General features: G+C 67.5%; 14 protein-coding genes. 4 read left to right on the forward strand and 10 right to left on the reverse strand.

The genetic code is table 11. The features are described 5' to 3' along the window. Nucleotides 1-153 precede the first annotated feature (153 nt). Nucleotides 154-2,211 (reverse strand): alkaline phosphatase family protein, encoded by a 2,058-nt coding sequence (locus VGK32_20105; GenBank protein ID HEY3384073.1) that lies wholly within the window; start codon nucleotides 2,209-2,211, stop codon nucleotides 154-156. A 59-nt stretch (nucleotides 2,212-2,270) separates the two neighbouring features. Between VGK32_20105 and ruvX the strand changes: the two genes are divergently transcribed. Next, on the forward strand, nucleotides 2,271-2,729 hold the full coding sequence (ruvX, locus tag VGK32_20110; protein HEY3384074.1) for a Holliday junction resolvase RuvX: 459 nt from the start codon (nucleotides 2,271-2,273) through the stop codon (nucleotides 2,727-2,729). 120 nt (nucleotides 2,730-2,849) lie between these two features. Continuing rightward, nucleotides 2,850-3,896 (forward strand): endolytic transglycosylase MltG, encoded by a 1,047-nt coding sequence (gene mltG, locus VGK32_20115; GenBank protein HEY3384075.1) that lies wholly within the window; start codon nucleotides 2,850-2,852, stop codon nucleotides 3,894-3,896. A gap of 1 nt (nucleotide 3,897) precedes the next feature. On the opposite strand, the gene VGK32_20120 is transcribed toward mltG, so the two are convergent. The 7 genes from VGK32_20120 to VGK32_20150 form a co-directional block, all read right to left on the reverse strand. Continuing rightward, nucleotides 3,898-4,776, reverse strand: coding sequence for an NAD(+)/NADH kinase (locus VGK32_20120; GenBank protein HEY3384076.1), 879 nt, complete (start codon nucleotides 4,774-4,776; stop codon nucleotides 3,898-3,900). 10 nt (nucleotides 4,777-4,786) lie between these two features. Further along, entirely contained in the window at nucleotides 4,787-5,521 is a 735-nt protein-coding gene (locus tag VGK32_20125; protein ID HEY3384077.1) for a TlyA family RNA methyltransferase, read from the reverse strand. A 142-nt stretch (nucleotides 5,522-5,663) separates the two neighbouring features. Further along, complete coding sequence (locus tag VGK32_20130; GenBank protein HEY3384078.1) at nucleotides 5,664-6,641, reverse strand: farnesyl diphosphate synthase; 978 nt, start codon at nucleotides 6,639-6,641, stop codon at nucleotides 5,664-5,666. Beyond that, nucleotides 6,638-6,928: an exodeoxyribonuclease VII small subunit gene (locus VGK32_20135; protein ID HEY3384079.1), complete on the reverse strand. Its 291-nt coding sequence runs from the start codon at nucleotides 6,926-6,928 to the stop codon at nucleotides 6,638-6,640. The genes VGK32_20130 and VGK32_20135 overlap by 4 nt, the downstream gene beginning before the upstream one ends. Before the next feature lie 35 nt (nucleotides 6,929-6,963). Beyond that, nucleotides 6,964-8,367, reverse strand: a complete 1,404-nt coding sequence (gene xseA, locus VGK32_20140) for an exodeoxyribonuclease VII large subunit (protein ID HEY3384080.1) — start codon at nucleotides 8,365-8,367, stop codon at nucleotides 6,964-6,966. A gap of 37 nt (nucleotides 8,368-8,404) precedes the next feature. Beyond that, nucleotides 8,405-9,223, reverse strand: a complete 819-nt coding sequence (locus VGK32_20145; GenBank protein HEY3384081.1) for a TIGR00282 family metallophosphoesterase — start codon at nucleotides 9,221-9,223, stop codon at nucleotides 8,405-8,407. Continuing rightward, entirely contained in the window at nucleotides 9,220-9,684 is a 465-nt protein-coding gene (locus tag VGK32_20150) for an Hsp20/alpha crystallin family protein (GenBank protein HEY3384082.1), read from the reverse strand. Before VGK32_20150 ends, VGK32_20145 begins: the two co-directional genes overlap by 4 nt. A 113-nt stretch (nucleotides 9,685-9,797) precedes the next feature. Here VGK32_20150 and VGK32_20155 point away from each other — a divergent pair, with 113 nt between their 5' ends. Next, the gene (locus tag VGK32_20155; protein ID HEY3384083.1) at nucleotides 9,798-10,691 is read left to right on the forward strand and encodes a hypothetical protein; all 894 of its coding nucleotides are present in this window, start codon (nucleotides 9,798-9,800) and stop codon (nucleotides 10,689-10,691) included. A gap of 15 nt (nucleotides 10,692-10,706) precedes the next feature. Here VGK32_20155 and VGK32_20160 read toward each other — a convergent pair whose 3' ends face one another. Further along, nucleotides 10,707-11,900, reverse strand: coding sequence for a CaiB/BaiF CoA-transferase family protein (locus VGK32_20160; GenBank protein HEY3384084.1), 1,194 nt, complete (start codon nucleotides 11,898-11,900; stop codon nucleotides 10,707-10,709). Between the two features lie 23 nt (nucleotides 11,901-11,923). Further along, nucleotides 11,924-12,847 (reverse strand): hydroxymethylglutaryl-CoA lyase, encoded by a 924-nt coding sequence (locus VGK32_20165; protein HEY3384085.1) that lies wholly within the window; start codon nucleotides 12,845-12,847, stop codon nucleotides 11,924-11,926. A gap of 330 nt (nucleotides 12,848-13,177) precedes the next feature. Between VGK32_20165 and VGK32_20170 the strand changes: the two genes are divergently transcribed. Then, the coding region (locus VGK32_20170; GenBank protein HEY3384086.1) for an Hsp70 family protein at nucleotides 13,178-13,318 on the forward strand (141 nt) is incomplete at its 3' end.

The raw sequence follows: 13,318 nt of genomic DNA on the forward strand, positions 1-13,318 counted from the left end.
GGTGTCGAGCGAGGAGGGCTGCTGCGCGGCAAGGATGGCGCCGAACGCGATCGCAATGACGGCGGCGCAGGTGTTGGGGCGGGTCTGAAACCCGCCCCAACGTGTCTGGTGGTTCAGGGTCGGTCTCCAGGGGCGGTTTTCAACCCGCCCCGACTAGAACAACGGCTTGCCGTCGATTTCCTTCGGGATACCGACCCCAAAGTACTTCAGAACGGTTGGAGCGATATCGATGATGCGCGCCTGATCGGCGGTCAGCCTGCGGTTCGACAGCAGCGAGCCGGGGATCGTCTGGTAGTCGAACGAGCAGTGGTCGCCGCTCCACTTCTTCATGTTCGGGTAGAGCAGGCCGGCCGGCGAGCCGCCGAGCGAGGTTTGCCACGACACTCGGTAGCCGTCGACGAAGCCCACCTGCAGGTCCGGGGCGTTCGCGATGTACGGGCCGGCATACACATCGTCCCGCTTGTAGACGTTGCTGACGATACGCTGGCCGGTTTTCGGGTCCGTCATCGTGAGCAGCCGGGCGGAGAGCTCGTCGGCGAGGCGCTTGTAGTCCTCGCCCGGGTTCACGATCCCCTGGCCTTCGCGCCCCTTCATGTTGAAGTAGATCTGCCCGAGGCCCAGCGAGTAGGCGCGAGTGCGGGTCCAGTCCACGTTTTCCCAGAACTGGCCGCCGCCGCCGAACATGTCGTTCAGGTTCTTCGCGCCGACCTCCCTCCCGGGCCGCGCGATGTAGCCGTTCTCCACGAGCCACGTGTTCAGGTTCACGCCGTACTTGAACGAGTGGAAGCCGTGGTCGGACATGACGAAGACGAGCGTGTCGGGTTCGATGCGCGCGAGCACATCGCCCAGCAGTTGATCGCACCGACGGTAGACGCGCTCGATCGAGTCGCCGTACTTCGCCGCGAGCGCCGGGTCGTACATCGGGTGCGTGGGGTCGATGAAGCGCCAGAACATGTGTTGTACGCGGTCGGTCGATTCGAGCACGCCGATGACGAGGTCGAACTTCTTCGAGTCGACCTCGTGCAGGATGACCTGCGCCCGGTCGTCGAACGCGCGGAACAGGTCGTCCATGAACGTCTTCTCGTCGATCCGGTCCTCGTTGAGCGGCCACGTGGCCTCGGCCCAGCCCAGCGTTCGGTACGTGCCGAGCCGTTCGTAGAGATCCTTCGAGAGGGACGCGGGCGACGAGATCGGCATGACCGGCGATTCCGGCCGCCAGTTGACGGGGGACATGTAGAGTTGCAGCTCGCCGTTTGCGCGCACGAGGAAGAACTGCGTCATGCCGTACAGACGGATCAGGAAGTTGACCCGGAACTCGAGCGGCACCCACTTGCTCCACTGGCTCTCGTTCAGGTGCACGGTGGTGCCCTGCACCTCGATGGTCGCGCTCTTGGCCTCGCGATTCCAGCGGATGCCGAACGGAACCCGCACGTCGCGCTTGGCCTCGAGGTCCACCATCCTGGCGTGGTCGGCGTCGCCGAGGGTCGCGCCCTTCTTGCGCAGCTCTGCCATCTGCGCCTGGATGATCGGATTCGGCGCGCCCACGATCTCGCTCTGCGCCGTGTCGCCTTCGAAGACGAGCCGCTTGAGGATGCCGCCCTGCTCGGTGTTGCCCTCTTCGTAGCGGCTCAGGTCGGTGGCGAAGTAGGAGAAGGTGCCGACCGTGCCGCGAATGTCGGGCAGCGGAAGGCCGGAGAGCAGTTCGCCGGCGGGCACGTCTTCGGGCGGGAACGTGATGGGCACCGTCAGAATCGCCGACCGCACGCCAGCCTGGCCGGCGGTGACCCAGAACGACGTGCCGCCACGCAGCGTCGTGATCTTCGGGCGCCCGAGCGGAACGTAGTTCAGGAAGAACTCCGGCATCTCCCGGCGCACCATCCCGAGGTCGGGCACGTACGTCTTCACGTCGCGCACGAGGAAGTCGAAGATGTTGTGCTTGGCCGCGTTGCCGCCGATGGCGAACGACGCCCACGACGTCGGGGACTCCGGCGAGGTCGAGGTCTGGAGGCGGTAGAAACCACCTTGGCTGGCCAGTTTCTGGAAGTTGGGCAGCTTGCCCTCGCCCATCCACTTCTCGACGAGACGGGGATCCATGCCATCGAAGCCGAGGATCACCATCTTCTGTTTGAACTTGGCCGGGGCAGGCGTCGAACCGCAGGCGGCGGCAAGCACCAGCGCCAGCAGCGTGAGCACAAGACGTCGTGTGTTCATGTGAAACTCGGACCAGGAAGGTGCTATATCGAAAAGTATAGCACGCGTTGAGGTTGCCCTTGCCGCCCCCGCCGGCCACCGGGTACCATTCCCGCGTGCGGGTGCTCGCCATTGACCTCGGTCGCCGTCGGATTGGGTTCGCCGTCAGCGACCCGAGCGGGTTGCTGGCGCGGCCGTTGGAGGTGGTGGCGGTCCCCCACGACAACGGACAGATGAGGGCCGTCCTCGAGGTCGTCGGCCGTCTGGCCGCGGAAGACGACGGGCTGGGCAAGGTGGTCGTGGGATGGCCGCGGCGGTTGGACGGAACGGCGAACGACGAGACGCCGCGCGTCGAGGCGTTTGCCGAGATGTTGCGGACGCGGATCAGCCAGCCGGTCGTCCTGCAGGACGAGCGGCTCTCGAGCGTCGAGGCGGAGAGTCGACTCGCGGTGCGCGACCGGGACTGGCGCAGTCGGAAGAAGAAGCTCGACGCCGCCGCCGCCGCGGTGATCCTGCAGGATTATCTGGACGGGCAGTAGGCAGGTCACGGGTCACACGGAGCCCGCACGTCGAGCATGGCTTCAGAGCCTGCGCTTCAGGGCGGGACGTGCTGCCTTGGTTCTCTCCGTGGAACTCCGAGTTGATAGCTGGAACGAACCGTGGGACGTCGAATCATCAGGTTTCTCTTCGTGCTCGTGCTCCTCGTCATCGTCGCGGGGGCGGCGGGGGCGTGGTTCGTCTTCGAGCGCGTGTCGGCGCCGTACCGAGGCTACGGCGGAGTGGAGCAGTTCGTCGACCTGGTTCCGGGGGACGGGACGCAGGTGATCGGACGGAAGCTCGTGGACGCCGGCGTCGTGCGCGACCGCTGGGTCTTCCGTCTCGCGCTCTGGCGCTCGAACGCCGCCCGTCGCCTGATGGCCGGGGAGTACAGGTTCGACCGCCCGATGACGCCGCTCGAAGTCGTCGAGAAGCTGGCTCGAGGCGACGTGTACCTCCGTGCCATCACCTTCCCGGAAGGGCTGAACATCACGGAGATGAGCCGTCTCTTCGAGTCGCACGGGTTTGGCCCGGCCTCGGACTTCGTCAAGGCTGCGCGCCGCGCCGAACTCATTCACGATCTCGACCCGGCCGCCCGCGATCTCGAAGGCTATCTGTTTCCCGAAACCTACACGCTCTCGCGCCGCGCCGGCGCGCCCGAACTCGTGCGCCTGATGGTGGCGCGCTTCCACCAGGTGTTCTCACCCGATCTCGGGCAGGCGGCGGCGTCTCACGGACTGAGCGTGCGCCAGGCGGTCACCCTGGCGTCGGTCGTCGAGAAGGAGACGGCCAGGCTCGAGGAGCGGCCGACGGTGGCGGGCGTCTACCTCGAGCGCCTCCGGATCGGCATGGCGCTCCAGTGCGATCCGACGGTCATCTTCGCGCTCCAGATCGCGGGGCGCTACCGCGGCAACCTGACGAAGGACAACCTGGCGTTCGATTCACCCTACAACACGTACCGGTACCGCGGCCTGCCGCCCGGTCCCATTGCCGCGCCGAGTCGGACGTCGCTCGAGGCTGCCGCAAGTCCCGCAGCGACGTCCTACCTGTACTTCGTCAGCCGCAACGACGGCTCGCACGAATTCGCGCGCACCCTCGACGAGCACAATCGGAACGTCTTCAAGTACCAGGTCCAGTACTTCAGGCAGAAGCGCCAGGGTCAACGGTAGGTCATCTCTCGGCCCACTTGAGTTTCTCCCGCAGCACGCTGAAGTAGCTGTGGGAGGCGGACTGGACGAGGCGGACCGGCGTCTGGTTTCGCGCCACGCGGATCGTGTCGCCCGGGCGCAGGCCGACGCCGCTCTGTCCATCGAGCGTGAGGAACACCTCCTGGGTCGGGTCGTGGACCGTCGGGATGACGGAGACGGACTCCGAGGCGGGGATGACCACGGGCCGGTTGCTGAGCGTGTGCGGCGCAATCGGCGTCAGCACCAGCGCGTCCACGGCCGGATGGAGGATCGGGCCGCCGGCCGACAAGTTGTACGCCGTGGAGCCGGTGGGGCTCGCGATGATGAGACCGTCCCCGTTGAAGGCCGCGACGAACTCGCCGCCGACCGACACCGACAGTTCGATGATGCGTGACAGCGCACCGCGCGTGACGACGACGTCGTTGAGGGCCATGTGCTCGGCAACGCACTGCCCGTCGCGGACGACGCCGGCGCGGAGCACCATCCGCTCGTCGAGGGCGGCCGTCTCGGCGATGGCCGCCTCGAGCGAGGCGTACAGCTCGGGCAACGCGATCTCGGTGAGGAAGCCGAGGTGGCCGAAGTTGACGCCGAGGATCGGAATGTCGCGTCCGGCCTGGCTCACGCGGTCGGCCATCGCGAGCAGCGTGCCGTCCCCGCCGAGGACCAGCAGGAGGTCGGCCAGGCGCGGTAACTCGTCGCGCGTCGCGGTTCGGTGCGCGCACAGCGACGGGGCGAGTTGGGCCGTGTCGACCTCGAAGATCGGTTCGACACCCCGCGCATCCAACCAGGCGGCGATCTCCACGAGGTGGCTGGCGACCGACTCCAGCCGGATCTTCGCCACGACGCCGACACGCTTGACCATGATGCCCTCGCTACCTTCGTCTCAGATGCAGCAGGAACTCCCGATTGCCCTCGGCCCCCGTGATGGGCGAAGGCGTCATCGCGAGCCGCGCCAGTCCGGCGACCGCTGCCGCCTCGGTGACCCGTTCGACGGCGCGCGCCTGCACGTCCGGATCCCTCACGATGCCCTTCTTCCCGACCTCGCCGCGTCCGGCTTCGAACTGCGGCTTCACGAGCGCGATCACGTCGCCGCCGGGCCGCAGAACGCCTGGCACCTGAGGCAGGATCTGGGCCAGCGAGATGAACGACACGTCGACCGTGACGAGATCGACCAACCCCGGCAGGTCGGAGGGCCCGAGGCGTCTCGCGTTGAATCCCTCGATGACGACCACGCGCGGATCATTGCGCAGCGTCCAGTCGAGTTGCCCATGCCCGACGTCGAGCGCGATCACCCGGACGGCCCCCCGTTTCAGCATCACGTCGGTGAAGCCGCCGGTGGAGGCGCCGATGTCGAGCGCCTCGCGGCCCGCGACCGCCACGTTAAAGGTGTCGAGCGCGTGCGCGAGTTTCAGGCCACCACGTCCGACGTACGGATGATCGGGTTGAACGAGCGCCAGATCCGCGTCGAGCGCCACTGGCGTGCCCGCCTTCGACACGACCGCGCCACCCACCGTCACCTGCCCGGCGAGGATCAACGCCCGCGCCCGCTCGCGCGAGGGCGCCAGCCCGCGTTCGGCAACGAGCAGATCGAGGCGCGTCCGCTTCATTCAGATCTTCAACCGAGAGCCTCCGGTCTCCATGCCGAGGAGCAGGCCTGACGGTCCGTCCCGGACACTCCGGACTGCGCTGCGCCCTCTTCGTGCGCTGTGTCACCCGTGATCCGCCTACGTCCCTGGCCGCGGTTGATCGCTAGTTTCGTCGTTCCACGACCCAGTCGGCAATCTCGTCCAGCCGCCCACGTTCGAGACCCGCGGCACGAAGCGCCGCCAGGGCCTCGTTGTAGGCGACCTGCGCCAGTTCGCGCGACCGCTCGAGGCCGAGGAGGGAGGGGTAGGTCGGCTTGCCCGCGGCGGCATCCTTGCCCGCGGTCTTCCCAAGGTCCTCGGTCGTCCCCTCGACGTCCAGGATGTCGTCCACGATCTGGAACGCGAGGCCGAGGTTCCGCGCATAGATCCTGACCCCGTCGATCGCGCGCTCGTGCGCGCCGGCCATGATGGCCCCGGCGACCGCGGACGCGCGGATCATCGCGCCGGTCTTGCAGGCATGCATCACGCGCAGCGCGTCGAGGCTGAACTCCGGGTTGCGGCCTTCGCGCTCGGCTTCGAGCGCGGCCTGCAGGTCCAGCGCCTGTCCGCCCACCATCCCCGTGGCGCCCGCCGCCACCGCGATCTCGCCGCCGGCGCGCATCCGGCGTTCGAGGATGTCAGGACGATTGGACGCGGGTTCGCGCGCGAGCAATGCGAACGCCTCGGTCAGCAGACCATCACCGGCCAGGATCGCCATGCCCTCGCCGTGTACGACGTGGTTGGTCGGCCGCCCGCGGCGCAACGTGTCATCGTCCATCGCGGGGAGGTCGTCGTGGATCAGGGAATAGGTGTGTATCATCTCGAGCGCACTCGCGGCTGGCAACGCCAACTCGAGGGCCTCCGCGATCGAGGTGCCGGCGTCGGGTCGTTGGAGGGCGCGGTTCGCGCCAATCGCCTCGGCAGATGCCAGGACCAGAATGGGCCTGAAGCGCTTGCCGCCGGCGAGCAGACTGTAGCGCATTGCGCTGCTGATGACGGCCGGGCACTCGGGCGGCGCGGGCAGGTACCGCTCGAGGGCCTGATCCACGCGCTCGCGGTGGGCGCGCAGGTACTCCTTCAGAGGGACGGTGGCGAGCGTCACCGGGCTCTCTCCTTGCCGAGAGGATCTGGCCCCGTGGACGGCCGGCCGGGGTCATCCGCCACCGCCGAGAGCGATCCCGGCGCGGGAGACAATTCGCCGCGTTCGTCGAGGATCTCGATCCGCCGCTCCGCTTCTTCGAGCCGCGTGTGGCAGAAGCGGGAGAGTTGCACGCCCCGCTCGTACATCTCGAGCGATTTCTCGAGGGCGAGGTCCCCTTCCTCGAGTCGCTTCACGATGCTCTCCAGTTCGGTGAGGGCCGCCTCGAAGTCCTTGATCGTCGATTCCATCTTGAAATCACTCCGGGCGGGCTCCAGGCCCGTCCCTACTCCGATTTGCGCTCGACCCGGCAGCCAAGTTCGCCGCGATGGAGTGTGACGCGAACGGCGTCACCCTCGGTGACCGCGTCCACGTCGCGGATGATTCGCGTGCGGGATGCGTCCCAGCAGACCGCGTAGCCACGTCCGAGCACGGCCAGCGGGCTGAGGCTCTCGAGGTGCGCCGCCTGGCCCCGGAACCTGGCATCGGCGCGGTGGTGTGCACGCACGATACCGGCGCGGAGCGCGGCCTCGACGCCAGACAATCGGCCTCGCACGACGCCGAGCCGCCGCCGCAAGTCGAACAGATCGAGCGTGCGGCGCAGTTCATGATACCGGCGCAGGCGTCGCGTCACCAGTTCCCGACCCGCACGGCCGAGCTGATGTGTCAGTTCCGAGACGTGACGACCACGGAGCGCGAGCCGTCCCGGCCACCCGGCCAGCCCCGGACGGCCCTCCAGGCGATGCACCTGCCCTCGCAGCCGCTCCACGCGGCGCCGCTCGGCGTTGGACAGCCTGCCGTGCAGCCGGTCGATGCGCGCAAAGAACTCGTCCTTGCCGGCAACGACGATTTCCGCGCCGGCCGACGGGGTCGGCGCCCGCACGTCCGCCACGAAGTCCGCGATCGTCACGTCGGTCTCGTGTCCCACCGCTGAGATGACGGGCACGGGCGACTGGCTGATCGCGCGCGCCACCACCTCCTCGTTGAAGGCCCAGAGGTCTTCGATCGACCCGCCGCCGCGGCCGACGATGATGACGTCCACGCCCGGTACCCGCCCGATCTGCTGCAAGGCTCGCGCGACATCTGCGGCGGCGCCCTCGCCCTGGACGCGCGCGGGCCGTATCACGAGATGCGAGTTCGGATGCCGCCTGGAGATGACCTTGATGATGTCGCGGATGGCCGCGCCGTCCAGCGAGGTGACGATGCCGATCTTGCGGGGGAGCGCAGGGAGCGGCCGCTTGCGTTCGACGGCGAAGAGACCCTCCGACTGCAGGCGCTTCTTCAACTGATCGAACGCGACCTGGAGCGCACCCACGCCTTGCGGCTCCATATGTTCGCAGACCAGTTGGTACTCGCCCTTGGGATCGTAGACGCCGACACGTCCGCGCGCGACCACGTGCAGCCCGTCTTCAGGCTTGAAGCGCAGCGCCCGCAGCGCCGAGCGAAACATCACACCTTTGATCTGTGCGCCGGCGTCCTTGAGCGTGAAGTACAGGTGTCCCGTGTTCCAGAGGCGGCAGTTGGAGATCTCACCCTCCAGCCAGATCTCCGCGAAGCGGCTCTCGAGTGTGTCCCGGATGGCCGCCGTCAGCTCCGACACGCTCCAGACGTGCCGACTGGGCGGAGGAGGTGGGACCGGCTCGGGCTCCGGCTCGGGCTCCTCGAACGGCAGGTCGAAGAGATCGTTCATCAGCTGCAGGCAGCGGGCCGTCGGCAATCGGCGACCATCATCTCATCGTCGGTTCGACGTCCATCTTCTCGAGGTCGGTGAGCGAATAGTCGAGGCGCGTGAACTTGCTGGCCCGCCCGGTCGCCTCGTCCACGGTGAGGACGACGCCGTGGAGTCGCGGGTTGCCGCTGGCCGGCTCGAAGCGCGAGGGCATCCCGGTCAGGAACCGGGCCAGCGCCGGTTCGCGCTCCGTGCCGATGATTGAATCGTGCGGACCGGTCATCCCGGCGTCGGTGATGTACGCCGTGCCCTTTGGCAGAATCCGTTCATCCGCCGTCTGCACGTGCGTGTGCGTGCCGATCACGGCGCTGACGCGGCCGTCGAGATGCCACCCCATCGCGATCTTCTCGGACGTGGCCTCGGCGTGGAAGTCGACGAGGATGACGCGCGTCTGGCCCGAGAAGTTCTCGATCTCGCGGAGCACGACCGCGAACGGATCGTCGATCGGGTGCATGAAGACGCGCCCCATCACGTTGATGATGCCGATCGGCCGACCGGTGTCGGTGCGCGCGAGGATCGATCCACGGCCGGGCGCGCCGGGAGGGTAGTTCGCGGGCCGCAGCAGCCTCGGTTCCGCGGCGACATAGTCGAGCGCTTCCTTCTTGTCCCAGATGTGGTTGCCCGACGTCAGCACGTCCACGCCGCAGGCCAGCAGGCTGTCGCCGATCTCACGGGTGATGCCAAACCCGCCGGCCGAGTTCTCCCCGTTGGCGACGACGAAATCGACACCGAAACGATCCACGAGCACGCGCATCCCCTTGCGGACGAGATCGCGTCCCGGCCGCCCGAACACATCGCCGATGAAGAGGATGTTCATGAGGTGACGATTGGCACGCTGATTTCCTGGCCACGGCGTTCGGCCAGCCTGGGGATGACCACGCGCAGCTCGCCGCCCTGCAGGACGGCACGCGTCCGGTTCCCGTCGAATGCACCTTGCAGCTGGACCGCGCGGGCGAACCGGCCGAATCCACGCTCGACCAGGTGGAACGATCCGACCCGCACGCCGGCGCCGGCGTAGGGCGACACCTTGAGACCCGCGATCACCAGGACGCCGCCCTTGAGGAGCACGCGGACGCTCTCGGGCACGACGCCCGGGAGGTCGACGACCACCTCGACCGTGGCCTCGGTTTCGAGCACGTCGAGCGCCGGCGTGCAGTGGCCCGCGGACGCGGGCTGGCCGGCGGCGACCTGACGATCCAGATCCTCGAAGAGCCGCCCGACCTCGTCGGCCAGTTCGTGCACTTCGGACGAGAGCAGGATGCGGTGGAAGTCACGCATGTGTCAGTCCATAATCGCACAGTCGTGCGGTTCATCGCTACGGGGCGGGCCGGAGGGAATGGCGCCGGGCGGGAATGCCACAGACCGGAGGGGTGACGGGCTTGAACGATCAGGTGCGTAGAGCGGTCGAAAGCCTGACGGGCGACACGACGTCAGGGGCGTCCGAACTCCTGCGCCGTGGCATCGACGTGGTGCGGTCCGCGCTCGTCAGCGACCGGTCGGCGCTCGTGGAGGTCGCGCGAGCGCTCGGGGACGCGCAGCCGAGCATGGCGTCGTTCTGGAATCTGGGGCTGGCCGCGTTGCGAGAGCTGGACGAACCGGGCGCGGTCGAGCGGTTTGCAGAGCGCCAGCAGCGGGCCGGCGCCGCGCTCGTGCGCGTGGCGCTCGAGGTCCTGACGCCCGCCGACGGCCCGTCCTTGCGTCTCGCCACCGCGTCGTTCAGCGGGTCGGTACTCGCGGTGTTGCTCGCCCTGGCGCGTCGAACGGATCTGACCGTGGACTGCGGCGAAGGACGGCCGCATCTCGAGGGGCGCCGCCTCGCGGCGGCGCTCGCCGACGCCGGCATCGCGGTGGCCCTGCGCTCGGATGCGGCGCTCGGAGCGCTCGTGTTCTCTCGCTCGGTCGACGCAGTGATCGTCGGTGCCGATGCCGTCACACCCTCGACGCTCGTCAACAAGATCGGGACCGGTCCGCTCGCGGCGACCGCGCTCTACGCGGGCACTCCGCTATTCGTCCTCGCCAGCCGGGACAAGTTCCTGGATGAGCGGTCGGCCGGATTGCTGCGGATCGAGGAGCACGATCCCGCGGAGATTTGGCGGGACGGACCCGGCGGCGTGGCCATTCGCAACCCCTACTTCGAGCGGGTTTCGCTCGATGTGGTGACCGCGACGATCACCGACGCAGGCGTGTTGGCCGGCGAGATGGTCGCCGAGGCGTGCCGCGCCGCGTCGGTGGGGGCGACCGACCAGATGATCGCCGCGCTCCAGGTGGCTCCAGAGCACGGCTGAAGCCGTGCCTTTCTCCTACACCACTTTCCGGGCCTTCAGCGACGCGATCTGCTCGTCCGTGTAGCCCAACTGCTTCAGGATCGGTTCGGTGTGGGCCGAGAGCCGCGGCGGCGGCGAGTCGAGGCTGGCCGGCGTCTCCGAGAACTTCGCGCTGAGATTGAACAGCTTGAGCGGGCCGATTCCGGGTTCCTCGATCGTCGCGATCGTTCCGCGGTGCGCGATCTGCGGCTGCGCGAGCGCGTCCTGCAGCGAGAGGATGTCGCCGGACGGAATCCCCTTCGCGTTCAGCGCCGTCGTCCAACTGGCCGTCGGTCTTTCGGTGAGCTTTGCTTCAATCAGCGGCGTCAGGGCCTTCCGATTCGCCTTTCGCACGTCGCGCTTCTGGAACCGCTCGTCTGTCTTCAATTCCGGCAGACCGAGGACGTCGCAGAGGTTCTCCCACTGCTTCTGCTCGTTGGCGGCGATGTTGATGTAGCCGTCCGACGTCTTGAACGTGCCCGACGGCGCAGCGGTCATGTTGTCGTTGCCGAGGAGCTGCGGTGGCTTGCCGCCGATGAGCCAGTTGGCCGCAACCCAGCCGAGCAGCGGCATGATCGAGTCGATCATCGCGACGTCGATCGCCTGCCCGCGGCCCGTGCGCTCGCGGCAGTACAGCGCGCCCATGATGGCGAACGCCGCGTTCAGGCCGCCGACCGTATCGCAGACCGGGAAGCCGGCGCGCAGCGGATTGAGGCGGTCGTCGCCGTTGATGGCCATCACACCGCTCAGCCCCTGGATGATCTGGTCGTAGGCCGGCTTGTCCGCATCGGGACCGGTCTGGCCGAAGCCGGAAATCGCGCAGTAGATCAGCCGGGGATTCAGCTGGTGCATGGCCTCCCAGGAGAACCCGAGGCGGGTCAACACCCCCGGGCGGAAGTTCTCCACCAGCACATCGCTCGTGGCGATGAGCTTGCGGAAGATCTCCTTCGCGTCGGCCTCCTTGAGGTTGAGCGTCAACGATTTCTTGTTGGTGTTCTGCGCGAGGAACGACGTGCCCATCAACTGCTGGTTCAACTCGGGCACGTTGCCGAGCTTCCTGGCGAGGTCACCGCCTTCCGGATTCTCGATCTTGATCACCTCGGCGCCGGCCAGCGCGAGGTGAAGGGTGGCGAACGGGCCTGCGAGGACATTCGTCATGTCCAGCACGCGGATGCCTTCGAGCAGCTTCATAAGTCCTCCAGGGGGCGTGCCTGCTAGTTGGTCCCGACCCCGATTTCGGGGATCGGGCCGGTGCGCCACAGACGTCCGGCCATGTCGCGGCCGAAGAAGCGGCCCGCGTCCTTCGCCAGAGCGATGAGGACGTCCAGCTTGATGTCCTCGCGGTGTCCCATCCGCTGCAGCATGTGCACGAGGTCCTCCGTGCACACGTTGCCGCCGGTGACCGCGGTGAACGGGCACCCGCCCAGACCGGCGAAGGCCGATTCGAAGTACGTCACGCCGGCCCGCAGCGCCGCGTAGGCGTTGGCGAGGCCGAAGCCGTAGGTGTCGTGGAGATGGCACGCGCACCCGATGGCCGGATCGAGCGCGAGGACGGCGGAGAAGAGCCGGTCCACCTGCGCGGGGTTCGCGTGACCCGCCGTGTCCGCCAGGCTGATCGTGCGGAGCCCGGCATCCACGAACCGCCTGACGATGTCGAGCACGCGCACCTCGGGCACCAGGCCCTCGAACCCGCAGCCGAACGCCGATTGCACCGAGACCTGGACGGTGGCGCCCGCGTCGCCCGCCGCCTTCGCCATGGCGATGATGCGGTCGGTGGCTTCGACGGTGCTCATCCCGGTGTTCTTCCGACTGTGGGTGTCGGAGGCCGACACGCCCATGCAGAAATAGGTCACGCCGCATTTGAAGCCGCGCTCCATCCCCTTCTCGTTGAGCACGAGCCCCGACAGGCGCGCGTGCGCCGGCTTGTGCGCGGGCTCCGAGAAGTAGGTGAAGAGCACGTCGGTGTCGGCCATCTGCGGCACCTTCTGCTGGTGCACGAACGAGCCGACCTGGATGACGTCGATGCCGGACGCGATGAGTGATTCGATCCACGCGATCTTCTGCTCGGTCGGGACCGTCGTCTTCTCGATCTGGAGCCCGTCGCGCGGACCCACTTCGTGAATGATGATGTCGGACATGGAGAGGATGCCCCCTGCGCGCTGCCACACGCCACGATCAACGGTTCATGATGCCCCGCCGCACCAACACAGATTATACCGGACCGAGAAACGGGACCAGGGCTGAAAAGTCTTTTGGATTGAAGCTGACTTACTGTCTAAAAACTTGGCGAGTGTCAGGTTCGCAGTCAATCTTCCAGATTACCGGCTCGACGCTCATCGTGCGGGGACGAGGGGGGAGCTCTAATCTGAGAGATGAGTTGTAAGGACTCAGATTATATGCTTGACAACCGCTCATGCTGCTCGTATATTTGAATTCGCATGGCAGCGCGGACAGGAAAGGAGAGCGGCATGGCGGGCAAAGTCATTGGAATCGACCTCGGCACCACGAATTCCGTGGTGGCGATCATGGAGGCCGGGCAGCCGGCGGTTATCGTGAATCAGGAAGGGGCGCGGCTGACGCCCTCAGTCGTGGCGATCGCCAAGGACGGC

This window comes from Vicinamibacterales bacterium, assembly GCA_036504215.1.
GTDB lineage: Bacteria > Acidobacteriota > Vicinamibacteria > Vicinamibacterales > Fen-181 > FEN-299.

What these genes read in the sequence shown, in the direction of transcription:
- VGK32_20105 (HEY3384073.1), bottom strand. Translation starts at nt 2,211, where the DNA reads ATGAACACACGACGTCTTGTGCTCACGCTGCTGGCGCTGGTGCTTGCC.
- VGK32_20120 (HEY3384076.1), bottom strand. Translation starts at nt 4,776, where the DNA reads ATGGTCAAGCGTGTCGGCGTCGTGGCGAAGATCCGGCTGGAGTCGGTC.
- VGK32_20125 (HEY3384077.1), bottom strand. Translation starts at nt 5,521, where the DNA reads ATGAAGCGGACGCGCCTCGATCTGCTCGTTGCCGAACGCGGGCTGGCG.
- VGK32_20135 (HEY3384079.1), bottom strand. Translation starts at nt 6,928, where the DNA reads ATGGAATCGACGATCAAGGACTTCGAGGCGGCCCTCACCGAACTGGAG.
- xseA (HEY3384080.1), bottom strand. Translation starts at nt 8,367, where the DNA reads ATGAACGATCTCTTCGACCTGCCGTTCGAGGAGCCCGAGCCGGAGCCC.
- VGK32_20145 (HEY3384081.1), bottom strand. Translation starts at nt 9,223, where the DNA reads ATGAACATCCTCTTCATCGGCGATGTGTTCGGGCGGCCGGGACGCGAT.
- VGK32_20150 (HEY3384082.1), bottom strand. Translation starts at nt 9,684, where the DNA reads ATGCGTGACTTCCACCGCATCCTGCTCTCGTCCGAAGTGCACGAACTG.
- VGK32_20160 (HEY3384084.1), bottom strand. Translation starts at nt 11,900, where the DNA reads ATGAAGCTGCTCGAAGGCATCCGCGTGCTGGACATGACGAATGTCCTC.
- VGK32_20165 (HEY3384085.1), bottom strand. Translation starts at nt 12,847, where the DNA reads ATGTCCGACATCATCATTCACGAAGTGGGTCCGCGCGACGGGCTCCAG.